Origin of the sequence: Alitibacter langaaensis DSM 22999, from assembly GCF_003096995.1 — a bacterium.
Taxonomy (GTDB): Bacteria; Pseudomonadota; Gammaproteobacteria; order Enterobacterales; family Pasteurellaceae; genus Exercitatus; species Exercitatus langaaensis.
Genome location: NZ_QENU01000002.1, coordinates 63,041 through 82,142 on the forward strand (window position 1 = coordinate 63,041; position 19,102 = coordinate 82,142).

22 protein-coding genes are annotated in these 19,102 nt (G+C 38.6%); 17 read left to right on the forward strand and 5 right to left on the reverse strand.

The features are described 5' to 3' along the window. Positions 1 to 397: 397 nt before the first annotated feature. The 3 genes from C8D76_RS09940 to C8D76_RS02015 all read right to left on the reverse strand — a co-directional run bounded on the left by C8D76_RS09940 (position 398) and on the right by C8D76_RS02015 (position 3,266). Positions 398 to 1,648 carry a type II toxin-antitoxin system RnlA family toxin gene (locus tag C8D76_RS09940; protein WP_116631162.1) on the reverse strand — a complete coding sequence of 417 codons (1,251 nt, stop codon included), beginning with the start codon at positions 1,646 to 1,648 and terminating at the stop codon, positions 398 to 400. A 153-nt stretch (positions 1,649 to 1,801) separates the two neighbouring features. Beyond that, positions 1,802 to 2,224 (reverse strand): hypothetical protein, encoded by a 423-nt coding sequence (locus C8D76_RS02010; RefSeq protein WP_005626903.1) that lies wholly within the window; start codon positions 2,222 to 2,224, stop codon positions 1,802 to 1,804. A 4-nt stretch (positions 2,225 to 2,228) separates the two neighbouring features. Beyond that, a complete protein-coding gene (locus C8D76_RS02015) occupies positions 2,229 to 3,266 on the reverse strand; it encodes an IS1595 family transposase (protein WP_116631163.1) in 1,038 nt (345 codons plus the stop codon). A gap of 131 nt (positions 3,267 to 3,397) precedes the next feature. On the opposite strand from C8D76_RS02015, the gene C8D76_RS02020 reads away from it, so the two are divergent. The 6 genes from C8D76_RS02020 to C8D76_RS02035 all read left to right on the forward strand — a co-directional run bounded on the left by C8D76_RS02020 (position 3,398) and on the right by C8D76_RS02035 (position 7,983). Then, on the forward strand, positions 3,398 to 3,730 hold the full coding sequence (locus C8D76_RS02020; protein ID WP_116631164.1) for a helix-turn-helix domain-containing protein: 333 nt from the start codon (positions 3,398 to 3,400) through the stop codon (positions 3,728 to 3,730). 37 nt (positions 3,731 to 3,767) lie between these two features. Then, positions 3,768 to 3,920 carry a hypothetical protein gene (locus C8D76_RS09875; RefSeq protein WP_165814329.1) on the forward strand — a complete coding sequence of 51 codons (153 nt, stop codon included), beginning with the start codon at positions 3,768 to 3,770 and terminating at the stop codon, positions 3,918 to 3,920. Further along, positions 3,920 to 5,830, forward strand: coding sequence for an HsdM family class I SAM-dependent methyltransferase (locus C8D76_RS02025; RefSeq protein ID WP_207774984.1), 1,911 nt, complete (start codon positions 3,920 to 3,922; stop codon positions 5,828 to 5,830). Before C8D76_RS09875 ends, C8D76_RS02025 begins: the two co-directional genes overlap by 1 nt. Positions 5,831 to 5,926: 96 nt before the next feature. Continuing rightward, positions 5,927 to 6,166: a hypothetical protein gene (locus C8D76_RS09945; RefSeq protein ID WP_207774985.1), complete on the forward strand. Its 240-nt coding sequence runs from the start codon at positions 5,927 to 5,929 to the stop codon at positions 6,164 to 6,166. Positions 6,167 to 6,380: 214 nt separating this feature from the next. Then, entirely contained in the window at positions 6,381 to 7,472 is a 1,092-nt protein-coding gene (locus C8D76_RS02030) for an IS1595 family transposase (protein ID WP_116631165.1), read from the forward strand. A 28-nt stretch (positions 7,473 to 7,500) separates the two neighbouring features. Continuing rightward, positions 7,501 to 7,983 carry a hypothetical protein gene (locus C8D76_RS02035; RefSeq protein ID WP_116631166.1) on the forward strand — a complete coding sequence of 161 codons (483 nt, stop codon included), beginning with the start codon at positions 7,501 to 7,503 and terminating at the stop codon, positions 7,981 to 7,983. Positions 7,984 to 8,151: 168 nt separating this feature from the next. Here C8D76_RS02035 and bamJ read toward each other — a convergent pair whose 3' ends face one another. Both bamJ and asd read right to left on the reverse strand, forming a co-directional pair. Next, positions 8,152 to 8,778, reverse strand: a complete 627-nt coding sequence (bamJ, locus tag C8D76_RS02040; protein ID WP_116631167.1) for a BamJ family beta-barrel-assembly machinery protein — start codon at positions 8,776 to 8,778, stop codon at positions 8,152 to 8,154. 24 nt (positions 8,779 to 8,802) lie between these two features. Next, positions 8,803 to 9,687, reverse strand: a complete 885-nt coding sequence (gene asd / locus C8D76_RS02045) for an archaetidylserine decarboxylase (protein ID WP_116631168.1) — start codon at positions 9,685 to 9,687, stop codon at positions 8,803 to 8,805. Positions 9,688 to 9,770: 83 nt separating this feature from the next. Here asd and bioA point away from each other — a divergent pair, with 83 nt between their 5' ends. The 11 genes from bioA (at position 9,771) to fabG (ending at position 19,006) form a co-directional block, all read left to right on the forward strand. After that, positions 9,771 to 11,060, forward strand: coding sequence for an adenosylmethionine--8-amino-7-oxononanoate transaminase (gene bioA / locus C8D76_RS02050; protein ID WP_165814330.1), 1,290 nt, complete (start codon positions 9,771 to 9,773; stop codon positions 11,058 to 11,060). Beyond that, complete coding sequence (gene bioF / locus C8D76_RS02055) at positions 11,050 to 12,213, forward strand: 8-amino-7-oxononanoate synthase (RefSeq protein WP_116631169.1); 1,164 nt, start codon at positions 11,050 to 11,052, stop codon at positions 12,211 to 12,213. Before bioA ends, bioF begins: the two co-directional genes overlap by 11 nt. Next, positions 12,210 to 12,884, forward strand: a complete 675-nt coding sequence (locus C8D76_RS02060) for a DUF452 family protein (RefSeq protein WP_116631170.1) — start codon at positions 12,210 to 12,212, stop codon at positions 12,882 to 12,884. Before bioF ends, C8D76_RS02060 begins: the two co-directional genes overlap by 4 nt. Next, positions 12,881 to 13,630: a malonyl-ACP O-methyltransferase BioC gene (gene bioC, locus C8D76_RS02065; protein ID WP_116631171.1), complete on the forward strand. Its 750-nt coding sequence runs from the start codon at positions 12,881 to 12,883 to the stop codon at positions 13,628 to 13,630. Before C8D76_RS02060 ends, bioC begins: the two co-directional genes overlap by 4 nt. Before the next feature lies 1 nt (position 13,631). Then, positions 13,632 to 14,276, forward strand: coding sequence for a dethiobiotin synthase (gene bioD, locus C8D76_RS02070; RefSeq protein WP_116631172.1), 645 nt, complete (start codon positions 13,632 to 13,634; stop codon positions 14,274 to 14,276). Positions 14,277 to 14,360: 84 nt separating this feature from the next. After that, positions 14,361 to 14,885: a 23S rRNA accumulation protein YceD gene (gene yceD / locus C8D76_RS02075; protein ID WP_116631173.1), complete on the forward strand. Its 525-nt coding sequence runs from the start codon at positions 14,361 to 14,363 to the stop codon at positions 14,883 to 14,885. Between the two features lie 17 nt (positions 14,886 to 14,902). Further along, a complete protein-coding gene (gene rpmF, locus C8D76_RS02080; protein WP_011608316.1) occupies positions 14,903 to 15,073 on the forward strand; it encodes a 50S ribosomal protein L32 in 171 nt (56 codons plus the stop codon). 21 nt (positions 15,074 to 15,094) lie between these two features. Beyond that, positions 15,095 to 16,126 (forward strand): phosphate acyltransferase PlsX, encoded by a 1,032-nt coding sequence (gene plsX, locus C8D76_RS02085; RefSeq protein ID WP_116631174.1) that lies wholly within the window; start codon positions 15,095 to 15,097, stop codon positions 16,124 to 16,126. A gap of 33 nt (positions 16,127 to 16,159) precedes the next feature. Continuing rightward, entirely contained in the window at positions 16,160 to 17,110 is a 951-nt protein-coding gene (locus tag C8D76_RS02090) for a beta-ketoacyl-ACP synthase III (RefSeq protein WP_116631175.1), read from the forward strand. A gap of 75 nt (positions 17,111 to 17,185) precedes the next feature. After that, positions 17,186 to 18,130: an ACP S-malonyltransferase gene (gene fabD, locus C8D76_RS02095; RefSeq protein ID WP_116631176.1), complete on the forward strand. Its 945-nt coding sequence runs from the start codon at positions 17,186 to 17,188 to the stop codon at positions 18,128 to 18,130. Between the two features lie 147 nt (positions 18,131 to 18,277). After that, on the forward strand, positions 18,278 to 19,006 hold the full coding sequence (gene fabG, locus C8D76_RS02100; RefSeq protein ID WP_116631177.1) for a 3-oxoacyl-ACP reductase FabG: 729 nt from the start codon (positions 18,278 to 18,280) through the stop codon (positions 19,004 to 19,006). The last annotated feature ends 96 nt before the right edge of the window (positions 19,007 to 19,102 follow it).

The following is a 19,102-nucleotide window of genomic DNA, read 5'->3' on the forward strand; positions in this document are numbered from 1 at the left end:
ACCTAACCGCTTGAAAATACTAAAATCTCCATTGAAAATTTAACTCAATGGAGATTTTTATTATGGCAGAATCCCACCTTATTTCTCAACTTACCAAATTAATCGAAAGTAGCTATAAAGAAAAAGCAATTCTTGAACATCAACTTGATCAGTTAAACCAACAGAAATCAGATTTAGAGGATAAAATACTTTGTTTTGAGAATACCTTGATATACATTGAACCCAATTTCGATTTAAGGCAAATCAAAACACAATTCAATGTTTCAAGGCTAATAAAACCTCGATTGTTTAAGCAAAATCTTCAATTGTTGGTTGCAAGAGTATTAAAGCAAAGTGATAGTTGGAAAACATTATACTTTATTACAGAGGCGGCGTTGGAATTAGACACTGGCAAAAATTATCCTCTACCCCAAATAGAACATAAATTAGCTGTTGCTCGGGTATTGAAAGAACTGTATAAGAAAGGAATTATTGAACGGAAAGAAGTTGAATTACATAAACGGACACTAAAGCGAAGATTTTTCAGGCGTTCTGAATGGCGATTAAAACCTCTTGAGTAAGAATGAAGAAATAGAGGTAGAATTACCTCTATTTTATTATAAACTTTATCGCCTATATTTAACGCTTCCTGCAATGAATTTACTTTGGCAGTTGCCTCAGTAAATCCCTCCATGTGAAATAAAGAATGCCTCCGCTGTCTATAATAAGTATAAGCTTGTTCAAGACTTGAGCGTATACCATTTAACTTAGCATGCTTAATTAAAATATCTGTATTTAAAGTAATAGGGGTAGCTGTACAGTTAAATAATTCTCCAATATTATTTGGTATTTCCACTATTCCATTTTCAAGAAATTTTGCTTTGATGACACCTTCTAAAGCTTTTAATTCACAATATGTAAGCATTGAATATTCAAGTAAGTGGGGCGAGGCAGCCTTAACACAATAGCTTGATACTAGAAGATTTCTAATCAGGTCTGGTAACTTATCGTATGATTTACATAACTTAATTCTTAGTAAATCTTCAGAAATTTCTGTTCTTACTATAACTTTATCGAGTTCATCTTTTTTATAAAGAATTTTAGCTAGAGTATCAGTATCTATTTCCGTAGAAAGAGCATAAGCTACTATTTTATAGCAAGACAAAGGTCTACCCTGAATTAGTAATCGATTCTTTGATGGATAAAAAGAAATATTAAGTTGATCGTTAAATGTTAAGGATTTTAATTGGTATAACGTACCGCCATCTATTTGTTTTGACTCAACTATAACATCGTTTTTTTCTCTAATAGACTCTATCTCATCTAATATTAAATCAATGATGCTATCATTAATACCTGAAATAGACATATTTAGACTAGATATTTCATTTTGACATAAATGTAATCTAATATATTCAGCAACTTCTATATTTAACTCTTTATTCTTACCTTCAGTGACTTGAATAGTCGTCGTTCCATTAGTTTTTAGATGAAAAACTATGCGAGCTGGCTCGATACCTGCTTTAATGATTTTATAAATAATTTTTGATGATGATTCATTATCTACTAACTCTGGTGTAGCTTGTCTAGACTGACAAAATTGCCTTAAACAGCTTTCTAATTGCTCTCGGTCTAAATTTAGATCCTTGAATTGATTTCTATCACACATTATATATTGCAACTAATTACATAATAATATCAAGTAAAATTATCTAGTCATTATCTTCGATTTTGCACACAAAAACAACAAAATAAAGGTTGCTTTCTTAAATACTTTATATAACCTAGATTAATACTATCAAAAATAGCGGTAAAGATACCGCTATTTTTGTTTCCATTGCCAGTGAACCTCATTTCGACTAATTTGAACTCTATTAATCCATTCCCTTTTATAAAACTCATTCAGTTGTTTACGAACGGAATCAAGATGCTTTTCAGACGGTGTATCAGGATTTTGTTCAATATCGAAAATGCGCTGCGTGAGTTCTGCAATTGTAAAGGCTTTATTGGGTGCTTCTCGCATCATTTGTACGATGTATTTACGAATTTTCCCTTTAAAGAGCTTATATTTGGAACGGTACACAAAGTTATCCGTATTATAAAGGGCTACATCACTTTCCTGTTGAGTAAGCTCAATAGCACGTTTTAATGTGGCAATGTTCGCATCAAGTAAGGCTAGATGATGTAATACCTGTTTACGTTCAAACTCAAATTCTTTGAGCTTCTTATCTAGGTTGTATGCCATATATCTACTGCCAAATCACTTCTTGATGAATAATTTTTCGTTGCCAATAACCGCACCATTCATTGTTATCGTTGGTGGTTTTCAAACATCGACTTAATACATCAATAAACTGCGCTTTATTTGAGGTACGGCGATTGTCCTCACGGTACGCAATTTCATTAGCATAGTTAAGCAGGTATTCATTACTAATTCGGTGAACTTGTCCGTAGTACATACGTTTAAAACGACTGAACAAACTTTCTGCTTGATTGTTTGTTACACCTAAGTCGCTACGATATTCTTCCTTATGGTTTACCGTTCTCAAATCATAGTAGGGCAACAAGACATCATAAGCCGTACTTTCATCGGTATTGATTTGCGTATTAGGTTTAATGAATTTTTCAGCAAAACTTTTCACTACTGATTGCGATTCTGTATGTGCCACAAAAACGTGAGAGCGTTTTGCTCCACAATGCAGCGCATTACTGGCTTTTTCTTCTGGCGAATAATGCTCACGTGCAACCATGACACAACGTTTATCAGGATTCTGATTTTCCTTTAAACGATAGTCAATGCGGTCAGCTTTCTTATTTGCTTTACGTGGTGCAGGATGAATATAAGTGCCGTCCATATCCACTATACCTGACAATGGTTTCATATCACGACTTTCCAGTAATGCTTTACGGAATTTATGCGATAAAACAAATGCCGTGCGAGGATTAAGTTTTGCATTACGTGCTAATTGAAGGGAAGATAAGCCTTTGACGGCATTTACCCATTCCATTAAAGCATAGAGATAAACCTTAATTGGTTTCTTGCGATTGGCAAAAATGGTGCCAGAAGTGACACTGAAAGTATGATTACAATGTTTGCAGCGCCATTGTTTACGTGTAGAAATATAATAAGGCTTATGTTGCACCCCACATTTAGGACAAGTGATAAATTCTTTTCCACCCCATCTTAATTCACAAAGCAAATCATACGCATCTTCTTCCGAGAGTTGTGCAATCTCGTAAGAAGAAAGCGTGCGAGCTTTGCTAGAAAGTAAGAAATGCTGGGTCATCGTCTTGTTTAAAATTTATGTTAATAGAGATTTTAAATATGCTCAAACGTGATAAAATGCGTTTGAATTCAAAACAAATATACGCTCATTTGCGTAATTTGTCAATTGTAAATTGAAAATGGAACGCTCAAATGTGTATATCAGAAAGATTAAGACAAGTTTGTGAAGCTAAAAATTGGAAAATTACAGACTTCGCAGAACAAACAGGAATAGCCTATCGCACGATGCAAGGTTACATCGGTGGCGAACGAGAACCTAATGCGGAAGGGATGGCTGGGATCGCTAAAGCAGGGGTGAATTTAAATTGGCTCGTTAGCGGTGAAGGTGAGATGTTTCAAGCTGTAACGCCAAAAAATACTATCTCAGAGCAAGAAGAAAAGCTGATTGCAGACTATCGTACTATGCCTGAAAATTTAAAGGATGCCTTTGCTATTTCTTTTAAAGAAATATCAGAAAAACAATAAATATTTAACTTGACATTAACTCAATAAGGAACAAAAAATGTCCCTACAAGCCTACAAGCCTACAAGCCTACAAGCCTACAAGCCTACAAGCCTACAAGCCTACAAGCCTACAAGCCTACAAGCCTACAAGCCTACAAATAGCTTATTATCTAAATATCAACCTTGCAAATTTATTTTGGGAGGTTGTTAATGTCTAGAAGCAGTACAAAAGTAAGCGAATCCATTACTGAAAATATATTTAGAGAATTTTATTCTAAAGAAAATTTTATTGAAAAATCTGCAATTCCAAATGAATATGGATTTAAATCTAAGAATAATACTGGAGAAGTTGGTTATCCTGATTTTTTTAAAGATTTAGATGAATATTGCATTGTCGTTGAAGCTAAATCTACGAAACACTCTGATGCAGAAAATGAAGTTAAGTTCTATATGCTGGAAAACAACATAGATGTAGATATTATTGGCATTGCAATTTCAGGTCAATCAATAGAACAGTTAAAAGTAACTTATTTTTATAAGCTTTATGATAAGAATGAAATATTCACATTAAAAGTAAAAGATTCTTTAATAAGTATAGATTCACTTCATAAAAAATTTATAAAACATAAATATGGTGAGGTTATAACTGATGATGAGCTTATTACAGTAATTAAGTCCTTAAATGAAACATTCCACTCTGGAAACATTAGAGAAACAGAAAGAAGTTTATTCTTTTCTGGATTAATGATTGTTCTAACTAATCCCACATTTAGAAATACATATAAATCGATACAAAAACCAACAGAACAAGAATGTGCTAAAATAAAGATAACGCTATTACAAGCTCATCACTTAAATGCTGCGATTGTTAAAGCTATAAACATACAATTAGAATCAAAAATAAATTCTTTATCTAAGGAATACAGTTGGGAGGATAAGTTTTCTTTTATTAAAAAAATTGATTTTGGATTAATAGAGTATAAGAATATAATTAAGAAAATAGAAAGTAAAATATATACATCATATCTATTAGATGAAAAACAGGATCTTTTAGGGAAAGCTTATAAAATTTTTCTTTCAAGAGCTGGAAGTGCAGAAAGCAAAAATATTATTCTTACCCCAGATCATATTAAAGAACTAATGATAAAATTAGCTAGACTGAATGTTGATGATGTAATAATTGATACTTGTATGGGAACAGGTGGCTTCTTAATGGAAGCAATGAAAAAGCTAATTAACTTAGCCCAAGATAATGATGATAAAATAAAAAATATAAAAGAAAAGCAACTTATAGGATTTGAACTTGACTCTGTGTTATTTTCGCTTGCTTGCTCAAATATGTTTTTACATGGCGATGGTAGATCTAATTTATTATTCAGATCTAGTTTGTTAGATAATAATAGCCAAGTCGCGAATAATTATGATTCTGTGCTTTTTGATTATATTAAAAGTTTAAAGCCTACTAAATGTATTATTAACCCCCCTTATGAGAAAAATCAATCAATAAAATTTACATTACAAGCTTTAAAGTTTATCGAACAAAACGGAAAACTTATTATAATAATGCCGACCCCAACTTTAAATAAGAATAAGGATGGATTATTAAAAGATATTCTAAAGATAGCAAAACTTTATTTTGTAATAAAAATGCCAATGAATCTTTTTTCAGAACAAAAGAGAACTGTTAATACATCTATCTTTGGCTTTACAAAAACACCACATCATGAAAATGATAATGTCTTATTTTATAACTTAGCTGATGATAGATTTGTAAGTATCCAACATAAAGGTAGAATAGATAAGAATAACCGTTGGAATGATATTGAGAGTGAAATTTTAGATCATATAAGTGATTTCAAGGAAACAAAAGGATTATGCGAAAAAAGAAAAATATATGAAAAAAATATATTGAATCCAAATGGATACCAAAATGAACGAAACAGCACCTATCCACTACTTAAATTAAGCGATCTTTTTTATGTTAATGATGGTAATTTAGCTAGTAGTGATGCTAATGATAGTGGTGAATTTGATTTTATAACCGCATCGGAAGAATGGAAAAAACATGATGAATATACTCATGATTGTGAAACTATTGTTTATGCAGCAAAAGCAGGTTGATCGTTAGGTAGAACTCATTATATTAATGGAAAATTTATTGCAAGCAACCTTTGCTATATCCTAACATCAAAGAATAATGAAAAGTATCCTATAAATATGGAATTTTATAATATTTACTTTTCTGCAATAAGAGAAACTATCGTATCTAACCTAGCTGATGGAACATCAAAATTAACAATAGATAAGACATCTTTATCCGAATATCTTATTGAATATATCCCTATCGATATTCAAAATTCCTATGTTATATCACATATGGAAAAATATAAGAAAGCAATGGATGAGTTAAAACAAATAAAATATAAAATGAATAATGATATTTTATCTATCTTATAAAGAATAACTTTCTATACACATAAGCAACCTTGAAAAGGGTTGCTTTTTTCTTGCAAATCGATCAAACTTCGATCTAAAATACTTCCCACTTTAGGCAAATCTTCTCGTTTGCTTTTTTCATATTTAATTCGTTCAACCAATTTAGCAAGAGAAACATGACTTATTAGCTACAAAACAATAAGTTGAAAGTTGATTATGCACGTTGAACGAAAAAATGAAAAACAACAAGAAAACATCACCACTTTTACTTTCTGCACTTCGCAATCTCTCTGCGTTCGCTATTTACGATTTATCTGATACCGAAATACTCATCCTTCTTAAAAATGCTCGTTGGGGAAATTCTCATTGTTTTCATACTGTTCAATGTCCTCGTTGTCAGGTTGAGCATAAAGCCTATTTCATTTCTTCGCGTAAGCAATGGCAGTGCAAACATTGCCAACATCGTTTTTCTGTAAAAAGCGGCACGATTTTTCAGCACACCAAACTTTCCCTAAGAAAGCTACTGTTAGCGGTTTATTATTTCACTATCAATAGTAAAGGGATTTCTGCGCTTAACTTATCTCGTCATATTGGCGTGCAATATAAAACGTCATGGGCATTACTACATAAATTTCGTGAAGCAGTCGAAAAAACGCAAGATTACACACCACTCACGGGCATTATTCATATTGATGGTTGTTATGTGAATAACTATCTTCGCCCAAAAAATTTTAAACATAAGCGAATTGATAGACGTAAGAGATGTCACCAACGTAAAGATAAATCCTGCGTTATGGTTTTCCGACAACAAGCTGCAAATCAGGAAATAATAAAAGGAGCCGACCGCACACTCGTTGCGTTAGTTAAAGAGGAAAATGCTGATGATATGTTTGCTTTAACGCATCGCTTAGTCGCACCAAAATCTACAATTTGCGCTGATGAAAATCCTGCTTATGATGGCTTGGCATTTCACTATGACTTATGTCGTGTAAATCATTCACAAGAATATTGCTCGATTGATGGCACCACCAATAACCTAGCAGAATCCTTCTTTGCAAGATTTAGAAGAATGATTATGGGTGTGTATCATAAGATGGGAAATAATTACATGATGCACTATGCGAATGAAACTGCATGGCGTGAGGATTTTCGTCACCAGTCAGATAAAGACAAATTCGACAACGTACTAAAACGCTGTTTGAAAGCCAGACCTTCACGAGATTTAACTGGCTACTGGCAGGGAAATAAGAAACCTGTGGCAAAATTCGGATTGGAAAGTTTATGTTTGGAAGCCTCAAACGATAACCAATATTTAGCCGTAGCCTAAATAATTTAAAACAACATAAGGAACAATGATGGGAACCATGACACACACGCCACTTAACGTGGATTTAAAAAAGATGGACTATGAAACCTTCAAAACTTTTATGCGTGAACTGGCTCAGATGTATTCAAACGTAAAAGATGATGCCTATCTGTTGTTCTATCACAATTTGCGAGATCTTGCGAAAGAAGTCAGTACTTTACCCCGTAATCCATTGATATTTTATGGAGCCTATGAAATCGCTAATAATCAGGTAGTCGTGGCGATATTTGAAATGCAATTTACCGATGAAGTGTTTGAAACCGAAGATGGGAAACCTTATCAGATGCTTTCTATTATTAGTAGTTTTGCAGAAGATAAAATCTATCTACGTTGCCCGACAAAGATTAGAGAACACCTTACCCAACCTGAATACGTTGCTCTCTGCGAACAGGCTTACCCTGCAATGATGGAACAAATGCTGCTAGAGGAGCAACGAGAAAGACTGTTTAGAAGAAAACGGAAAAGTGAGTAATGGAAAAATAAGTAAAATTCTGCAAAATACAATTATAGTAAAAATAATGCCCTTATCGAAATAAGGGCATTTTTGTACGGTTTTGTTTAAATTTTGGTCTTTGTGCAACTGCTACATAATACCGAAATTTTTGACCGCACTTTTCAGATTAAATGTCTCTCGTTGAGATTAAAGAATATCTAATAATTCCACTTCAAACACTAATACGCTAAACGGCGGGATTGATACGCCTGCGCCACGTTCGCCATAAGCCAAGTTGTGTGGAATGGTTAAACGCCATTTTGAACCCACAGGCATTAATTGCAATGCTTCTGTCCAACCTGCGATAACGCCTCCCACTGGGAATTCTGCTGGTGTGCCACGCGCCACAGAGCTGTCGAACGTGGTGCCGTCTGTTAATGTTCCTGTGTAATGTACGCGAACGGTATCGTTACGGCTTGGTTTTGCGCCAGTGCCTTCACTTAATACTTCATATTGAAGTCCTGTTTCAGTCACTTTTACGCCGTCTTTTTTCGCGTTTTCTACTAAGAATGCGCGACCTCGCTCTTCAATTTCTTTAAATTTTGCTTGAGCCGCTTCCTGCGCTTCTTGTTGCAATTGCTGTAATGCGCCAGAAACCGCATTCAAGTCAATTGCTGGTGGATTTTGATTTAATACATCATAAATCCCTTTTGCAACCGCTTCAGCAGAAACTTTTAAACCGCTATCTGCAAGCTGTTGACCAATTTGTAAGCCCACACCGTAGCCGCCTTTTTCAGCTGTGCTTTCTAATTTTACTGAATCAAAAATTGACATTGTTTTTCCTTTCTTGTTTATAAATTATTTCTTGTACGCTAAGGTTTCACCCACGCGCGTGACGGTATCGACCGCTAAATGCTCAGCAAGTTTGACACGATCTTGTTGGAACAAATTAATCACGGTTGAGCCCAATTGGAACGCGCCCATTTCCTGACCTTTCACTAATTTGACCGCGCTTTCATCGTAATCCCAAGTTTTCACTTGGTTTGGACGCGGTGGATTGATGATGCCCGTCCAAACGGTGCGAATACTCGCTGTGATCGTCGCCCCCACTAAAATTTGCACCATTTTGCCAAATTCAGTATCAAAAACGCAGATTACACGCTCATTGCGCGCCAACAGATTTGGCACGTGCTCGTTCAAAAATGGATTCACCGAGAATAAATCCCCAGGCACATAAATCATTTTACGCAAGGTTGCATCACAAGGTATATGCACACGATGATAATCACGCGGTGAAAGATAAGTGGTGGCGAATTCCCCATTTTTAAAGAGTGCAGTTAATTCTTCATCGCCCGCTAATAAATCGCCTAAATTAAAGGCATGGCCTTTGGCTTGCAATAGGGTTTCGTCATCAATGTGTCCACATTGGCTGATTTTGCCGTCTGCGGGCATGCAAAGTGCGGTCGGATTTTCATCAATTTTTCGCGCACCGTCCTTGAGCTGACGAATAAAAAACTCGTTAAAAGAAGCATAATCGCTAAAGTTTTCTTTTGCCGCTTCACTCATATCAATGCCGTATTTTTTGGCAAATAGTTTGATAATAAAATGGGTAACCGCGCCCCATTTTTGTTTCGCCAACCAGCCCGCAGCTTGGGTGAGGTATTTTTGCGGCATCACATATTGAAACGCAATTTTCACACGCTGCCAGTAGCTTAAAGTTAAGGTTTTTTCTAATAAATTCATCAAAAATTTATCCTTTTGGCATTTCGCCCTTTTTGTTAGAATGACGAGCGATTATAACAATTTATTTGCGTGGTGCAATTATTATGAATGAACAGCAGTTGTTAGCCTTTGATAAACAGCATATTTGGCATCCTTATTCCGCTATGGATTCCTGTATGCCGATGTATGCGGTGGAACGCGCCGATGGCGTGGTAATCACCCTGAAAAACGGGCAGCAACTAATTGACGGCATGTCCTCTTGGTGGGCAGCATTGCATGGCTATAATCATCCACGTTTGAATGCGGCGGCTTCAGCACAGCTGAGCAAAATGAGCCACATTATGTTTGGTGGCTTCACTCATGATCCTGCGGTAAAATTAGCTGAAAAATTGACCGCACTTTTGCCCGCAGGATTGGATAAAGTTTTTTTCGCTGATAGCGGATCGGTGGCGGTGGAAGTGGCGATGAAAATGGCGGTGCAATATCAACATGCCATCGGCAAACCAGAACGCTGCAAATTTGCAACGATTCGTGCGGGCTATCACGGCGACACTTGGCATGCGATGTCAGTTTGCGATCCTGATACAGGAATGCACAGCCTGTTCCACGGCAGTTTGCCTGTGCAATATTTTTTGCCGCAACCTTCTGTAAAATTTGAGCAACCATGGCAAGATGACGCCATTCAACCCTTAGCCGATTTGCTAGCGCAAAAACATCACGAAATCGCAGGGCTAATTTTAGAGCCCGTTGTGCAAGGTGCAGGGGGAATGTATTTTTACTCGCCCCAATATTTAGTCAAAGCACAACAGCTCTGCCAACAATATGGCGTTTTGCTCATTTTCGATGAAATCGCCACAGGCTTTGGGCGAACAGGCAAGTTATTTGCCTTAGAACACGCAGGGATAACCCCTGATATTATCTGCCTTGGAAAAGCCTTAACTGGTGGTTATTTAACGCTTTCAGCCACAATCACCAATGCCCATGTGGCGCAAACGATTTGTCAAGGCGAAGCCAAATGTTTTATGCATGGGCCTACTTTTATGGCAAATCCGCTGGCTTGCGCTATCGCCTGTGAGAGCATTGATCTGTTATTGGAAAGCCCGTGGCAACAGAAAATTCAACAAATTGAACAACAATTAAAACAAGAATTACAACCCGCAACCCAATTAAGTGCGGTCAAAGAAGTGCGAGTTTTAGGGGCGATTGGCGTGCTAGAAATGCATCAGCCTGTGAATCTTGCCAGCTTACAACCGCGCTTTGTGGAAAAAGGCATTTGGCTGCGTCCTTTTGGGCGTTTGATCTATCTTATGCCGCCATTTATCATTGAATCTCACCAACTTAGCCAATTAACTCAAGGAGTTATCGAAGCTATCAAGGAAGAATATGACGCTTAAGTTTTTTACCGAAACCCTCGAACAATTACAACAGCAGGGACAATTCCGCCAAATTCCCCATTTGCAGCATCAAGGAAAATGGATCGTGCGTGATGGGCGAAAAATGTTGAATATGTCCTCTAATGATTATTTAGGACTGGCGAGTAACGACTTGTTACAGCAACAATTTTTACAAAAATTTGCAGAAAATTTACCGCACTTTACTTCTTCCTCTTCACGCTTGCTGACGGGATCTTTTGAGATTTATAGCCAATTTGAGCAGCTTTTAGCCCAGCGTTTTCAGCGTCAGGCGGCGTTGCTATTTAATAGTGGCTATCATGCAAATATTGGCATTCTCCCCGCTGTTGCCAATAAAAAAACATTAATTGTGGCAGATAAACTGGTGCATGCGAGTTTGATTGATGGCATTCGCTTAAGCGAGGCGGAATTTGTGCGTTATCGCCATAATGATATGCAGCATTTGGCGGATATTTTGGCGAAAAAGCACCGCACTTTTGAACGCATTATTATTGTGACGGAAAGCGTGTTTAGTATGGACGGCGATTGCGCCGATTTATCCGCATTAATTGCCTTTAAATGCCAATTTGATAATGTCATGCTATACGTTGACGAAGCCCACGCAATCGGCGTGTTAGGCGAAACAGGATTGGGCTTAGCCGAACAATTAGGCTGCATAGCGGACATTGATTTTCTAGTGGGAACTTTTGGCAAAGCCTTGGCATCGATGGGGGCGTATTTGGTTTGCGAACAAGTGATACGGGATTATTTAGTGAACAAAATGCGACCACTGATTTTCTCTACTGCACTGCCACCTTTTAACGTGGCCTGGAGCTATTTTTTATTTGATCAATTACATGCATTAACCCAGCCCCGTCAGCATTTGGCGCAATTAAGCCAACATTTGCGCCAAGCTTTAGTGGATATGCAATGCGAAATGCCAAGCAGCACGCACATCGTGCCTTATATTTTAGGCGATAATCATCTCACCGTGAAAACGGCGCAACATTTGCAACAACAGGGGTATTACTGCTTGCCAATCCGACCGCCAACAGTTCCCAAAGGCACTTCCCGCATTCGTTTGTCGCTCACGGCAGATATGACCGCTGAAGAACTCGAACAATTTATCGATTGTCTGCGTAGGGAGATAAAATGAAAACGCAGTTAATGACGACTCAGCCACAAAAACAGCCCAATCTCATTGTCTATTTTGCAGGGTGGGGAACCCCTATTTCTGCGGTGGCACATCTCGATTTGCCACAAGATTATGACTTATTGATTTGCTATGATTATCAAAATCTGCATTTGGATTTTGATTTTTCGCCTTATCAGCAGATTCGCGTGGTGGCTTGGTCGATGGGCGTGTGGGTTGCCGATCAAGTGATGCAAAACATTCCATTAAGTTCAGCCACGGCGATTAATGGCACAGGTCTGCCTTGTCACGATCAATTTGGCATTTCTTGTGAAATTTTTAAGGGAACATTAGAAGGTTTAACCGAAGAAAGCCGCGTGAAATTTGAACGCCGAATCTGTGGCGATAAACGAAATTTCGCGATTTATCAGCAATTAGCTGAGCCTAGAGAATTTGCAGAAATTCATGCAGAATTGACCGCACTTTACGAGATGATTCAAACTCAAAAGCCACAATCAATTTTGTGGACAGATGCCGTGATTGCGGAACAAGATCGTATTTTCCCCGCACAAAATCAGTTCGCCTATTGGCAGCGACATTCGCCAGCCGTCCATATAAGCAAAATAGCAGGCGCTCATTATCTGTTTCCCGCAATGTCAACTTGGGCTGAATTATGGGAGCCTAGGACTGTATGACCCGTTTATCGCAGGTTCAGAGATGTTTTAGTGCGGCAAGAAATAGCTATGATCAACAAGCGATTGTGCAATATAAAATTGCTAAAAAATTGACCTCACTTGTGGCGCAACAGCGTACCGATTTTGAGCATTGCCTTGAAATTGGCTGCGGCACGGGCATTTTCACCCGTGAATTAGCGAAGAGCCTAAACATTGACCATTGGGAACTGAATGATTTATGTGATAACCAGCATTGGTTGCAGCAGATTTTGCCCGCAGAACATTTTCATTTCCAACAAGGCGATGCAGAACAATTACGCTGCGATCAAGCTTATGATCTGATTGCAACCGCTTCAACTGTGCAATGGTTTAATCAAAAACAGCAATTTATTGAACGTTGTGCCGCCCAATTAAAACCGCAAGGGTTGCTGGTATTTAGCACCTTTGATTCTGATAATTTATATGAAATCAAACAGTTAACGGGCATTGGCTTAGATTATCCTAGTTTGGCGCAATGGCAACAATGGTTGGCGCCACAATTTGAGATCTTGCATTTGTCAGCAGAGAAAATGATCTTGGAATTTGAGCAGCCACGGGAAGTTTTACAACATTTAAAGCAAACTGGGGTAACGGCGACCAATCAACAAATGTGGACAAAAGGGAAATTGCAGCAGTTTTATCAAAATTATATGAAAAATTACCGCACTTTGGCGGGTAACGTGCATTTAACTTATACGCCGATTTTAGCTTTAGCAAAGAGAAAATAATATGGGACAAGTAATTTTTATTTCGGGCATTGATACCGATGTGGGCAAAACCATTGCAACAGGCTGGTATGCCAAAAAATTAATGACGCAAGGGCATTTGGTGATTACGCAAAAAATGATCCAAACAGGTTGTGAAGGGATCGCCGAGGATTTATTAGTACACCGTCAGATTCAAGAAATTCCACTGCAACCAGAAGATGAACAGGGCATCACCTCGCCTTATATCTTTGCCTATCCCTGCTCGCCACACTTGTCAGCCAAGTTAGAGCAACGCCAGATTTTGCCAGAAACGATTGAAAAATCGACCGCACTTTTGCAACAAAAATATGATTATGTGTTGTTGGAAGGCGCGGGGGGATTATTAGTGCCTTACAATCAACAGCAAACCACCTTAGATTATGTGCAAAAACAGGGCTATCCGATTATTTTAGTGACTTCGGGCAAGCTTGGCAGCATTAATCATACTTTGCTGAGCCTTGAAGTCTGTCAGCATCGGAAAATTCCCGTACATACCGTGATTTATAACCAATATCCGAAAATTGATTCTATTATTGAGCAGGAAACACAGCAGTATTTACGCCAATATTTAGCAACCCATTTTCCCACCACAAAATTTGATTGTTTGGATGAGATCAAGGTGAAATAAATTTGCGAAATTATCGTGTTTTTCGCATAAAAAATAATAATTTCCTTTGACTAATGGCTTCTCAAAAGGTAATATGCACGCCCTATGCAAAAGGTAAAACTACCCCTAACTGTTGACCCAGTTAAAGATGCTCAACGACGATTAGATTATGATGGCTATTATGCCATTGATCAACTTGAGCGTTTGTCTGCGTCAGTAGTAAGAGTGCTCAGCGATGCACAGGTGACGTTATCGTTTTTCATTGATCCACAAAAATTAGTGGTGATGAAAGGGAAGGCGCAAGTTGATGTTGAATTAGAATGTCAACGCTGTGGTGAAACTTTCAGCCAAACCTTGGAATGTGAATTTGCTTACAGTCCAGTGGCTAATTTAGATAAGATTGATGAGTTGCCAGAGATTTATGAACCGATTGAATTCAATGAATTCGGGGAAATAGATTTAATTGGTACGGTAGAAGATGAGTTTATGCTCGCGCTGCCTATTGTGCCAATGCATTCATCTGAACACTGTGAAGTGTCCGCGCACGAACAGGTTTTTGGCGAATTGCCTGAAGAATTGGCGAAAAAACCAAACCCGTTCGCTGTATTAGCTAATTTAAAGCAAAAGTAAATTTAGGAGTATAGCCAATGGCTGTTCAACAAAATAAAAAATCTCGTTCACGTCGTGATATGCGTCGTTCACATGATGCGTTAACTACTGCTGCAGTATCTGTAGATAAAACAAGTGGCGAAACTCACTTACGTCACCACGTAACTGCTGACGGTTACTATCGTGGTCGTAAAGTAATCAACAAGTAATTCCTTTTATAAGGTATTCACTTGAACCGTCTAACCCTTGCGTTAGATGTGATGGGCGGGGACATTGGTCCCCGTATTACTATCCCCGCATCCCTCAAAGTGTTGGAACAAGATCCTACGCTATCTTTGTTATTGTTTGGCGATAGCCAGCAAATTCAGTCTGAACTTGATATTCTCTTCAAACAATATCCAGCCAATTTACGTGATCGGCTAGAAATTCATCATTGTTCACGCGTCATTGCCAATGATCAGTCTTTTACAGATGCTTTACGCCATAGCAAGGGAACGTCTATGCGTTTGGCTATTGAAGCTGTACAAAAAGGTCATGCGCAAGGCTGTGTGAGCGCAGGGAATACTGGGGCATTAATGGGGCTGGCGAAGGTTATTTTGCAACCGCTAAAAGGCATTCAACGTCCCGCTTTAATTTCATTATTGCCAATGATAGAGGGCGGAAATTCCGTCATGTTAGATTTGGGAGCAAACCTTGAATGTAGTGCTGAAAATCTCTATCAATTTGCGCTAATGGGTGCCATTTTTGCAGAAAATCGGCTAAACTTAGTATTTCCGCGGGTTGCATTGCTCAATATTGGTGTAGAAGAGATTAAAGGCCATAAGTCTATTCGTGATGCTTCAGAATTGTTAGCCAAGGACAGCGCACTCAATTATGTGGGGTTTATTGAAGGCAATTACTTGCTTAATGGCAAGGCGGATGTCATTGTCAGTGATGGTTTTGCAGGTAATGTGGCATTAAAGAGTTTAGAAGGGGCAGCAACCAATGTGATTGCTTTGCTAAAAGGCAAATCCCGTAACCATCTATTGAAACCTTTGTTTGCTTATGTAATGAAAGCGTTGTTTAAAGATAGTTATCAACGTTTAAAAAGCATTAATCCAGATCAATATAATGGCGCTTCTTTAATTGGTTTAACTGCGGTGGTGGTAAAAAGTCATGGCAGTGCAAATGTAGATGCCTTTGCCAATGCGATTAAAGATGCGGCATTTCAGGCTCGTCAACAAATTCCTCAAAAAATATTAGACGGGCTAAGTAAATATTAATTAAACATTTAAAGATTTATAAACGAGAACATTATGAATAGCAGAATTTTAGCGACAGGGAGTTATTTACCCAGCCAAATTCGCTCAAATGCAGATTTAGAGAAAATGGTTGATACATCAGATGAATGGATTTATACGCGTTCAGGTATGAAAGAACGCCGTATTGCTGCCGCTGATGAAACCGTTGCTAGCATGGGGGCGATTGCCGCAAAAAATGCTTTAGAAATGGCGCAAATTGATCCGCAAGACATTGATTTAATTGTTGTAGGGACCACAACCAATTCTCACGCTTATCCAAGTGCAGCTTGCCAAATTCAAGGGGTATTAGGCATCAAAAATGCCATTTCTTTTGATGTTGCAGCGGCTTGTACAGGCTTTGTTTATGCCCTTTCTGTTGCTGATCAATTTGTGCGTAATGGACAAGTTAAAAAAGCCCTTGTGATCGGTTCTGATCTCAATTCTCGTCATTTAGATGAAACCGATCGTAGCACAGTGGTGTTATTTGGCGACGGCGCAGGCGCAGTGATTTTAGAAGCCAGTGAACAGCAAGGCGTGATCTCCACACATTTACACGCATCAGCGGATATGGATAGTATGTTAGTGTTGCCGCAAGCTCAGCGTGGTGATAGCCATTCAGGTTATATTTCAATGCAGGGTAACGCCACATTCAAATTAGCCGTGGGGCAACTTTCAGGTGTCGTTGAAGAAACCCTTGAGAAAAATAATTTACAGAAATCTGATTTAGACTGGTTAGTACCGCATCAGGCCAATATCCGTATTATCGCTGCCACCGCGAAAAAATTAGATATGGATATGTCGCAAGTGGTTTTAACCGTAGAAAAATATGGTAATAATAGTGCCGCGACTGTGCCCGTTGCTTTGGATGAAGCCGTGCGTGATAGGCGTATTCAACGTGGTCAGCTGTTGCTTTTAGAAGCATTTGGCGGTGGTTGGACTTGGGGTTCAGCGCTTGTTCGGTTCTAATAAGTGCGGTCAGATTTCAAAAAGTTTTAAAGGTGCGTCTTCACGCACCCTTTTCATCATTAAGAAGGAATAAAAATGAAAAAATTTGCAATGGTTTTTCCGGGTCAAGGTTCACAAGCCGTCGGCATGTTAGCAGAACTTGCGGAACAATTCCCTATTGTCACCGAGACTTTCCAACAAGCCTCAGAGGTTTTAGGCTATGATTTATGGGCGTTGGTGCAACAAGGTCCTGCGGAAGAGTTGAATAAAACTTGGCAAACGCAGCCCGCACTTTTAGCAGCGTCTGTGGCGATTTATCGCGTATGGCAACAACAATATCCAGAATTAAAACCAGAAGTGATGGCAGGCCATAGTTTAGGCGAATATTCAGCCTTAGTTTGTGCTGGCGTTATTGATTTCCAAGATGCCATTAAGTTGGTGGAATTACGCGGAAAATTAATGCAACAAGCGGTGCCTGAAGGCACAGGCGCAATGTATGCGATTATTGGTTTAGACAATGCCGCAATTATTGAGGCTTGTGCAACAGCGGCGGCAGAAACTGGAGAAGTGGTGTCTGCTGTAAACTTTAATTCACCAGGACAAGTTGTGATTGCAGGAACCAAAGCCGCTGCGGAAAAAGCAGGAGAATTATGTAAATCAGCGGGGGCAAAACGTGCATTACCATTAGCCGTAAGCGTGCCTTCACATTGTGCGTTAATGAAACCTGCCGCCGATCAACTAGCGGTTTCTTTAGAAAGCGTAGCGGTAAAAACCCCTGCTGCAGCAGTGATTAACAATGTGGATGTCAAAACAGAAACTGATGCGGCGGCAATTCGTAGCGCATTGGTTCGTCAACTTTATAGCCCTGTTCGTTGGACTGAAACCGTGGAAAAAATGTCAGCAAATGGTGTTGAAGCCTTGGTGGAAATTGGCCCCGGCAAAGTATTAACAGGGTTAACTGGTCGCATTGTGAAAGAGCTTTCATCACAAGCTGTGAATGATGTGAAATCATTAGACGCAGTAAAAGAATTATTGGCATAATTTTAAAGTGCGGTCGAATTTGTTAAAGTTTTAGTGGGAAATTCTTAAATTTCGGCACTTAATTTTCGACAGGTATGTCAACAAGTTCAGCCCAATTTAATTACGGAATGTTGTATTAAACAGCATCCATCACAAAAGGAAGAAAATATGCAAGGTAAAATCGCATTAGTGACAGGCGCAACGCGCGGCATTGGTAAAGCCATAGCAGAAGAATTAGCGGCTAAAGGTGCATTTGTTATTGGCACTGCCACTTCAGAAAAAGGCGCAGAAACCATTTCGGCTTATTTAGCCGAAAAAGGCAAAGGGCTTGTACTCAATGTTGCGGAGCAAGAATCCATTGAAAGTGTGTTAGAGCAAATCAAAAAAGAACATGGCGACATTGATATTTTGGTGAATAACGCTGGTATCACTCGCGACAACTTATTAATGCGTATGAAAGATGACGAATGGTTCGATATTATGCAAACCAATTTAACATCAGTTTACCGCTTATCAAAAGCGATGTTACGTTCAATGATGAAAAAACGCTTTGGTCGCATTATTACTATCGGTTCGGTGGTCGGTTCAAGCGGTAATCCAGGGCAATCAAACTATTGCGCAGCAAAAGCAGGCTTAATTGGTTTTAGCAAAGGCTTGGCAAAAGAAGTGGCTTCCCGTGGGATTACAGTAAATGTGGTTGCCCCTGGTTTTATCGCAACGGATATGACAGAAGTCTTAACTGATGAGCAAAAAGCTGGGATTTTAGCTAATGTGCCAGCAGGTCATCTCGGTGAGCCAAAAGACATTGCAAAAGCGGTAGCTTTCTTAGCCTCTGAAGATGCAGGCTATATTACAGGCACAACTTTGCACGTAAACGGCGGTTTATACATGGCATAAGCCAAAAATACGGATCCCAATCTAGCCAAAGTGATCGGGATTTGTTAAAATCCGTAGCGGTTGTGTAACGCGAGTTATATATTAGTCTTTCATTTT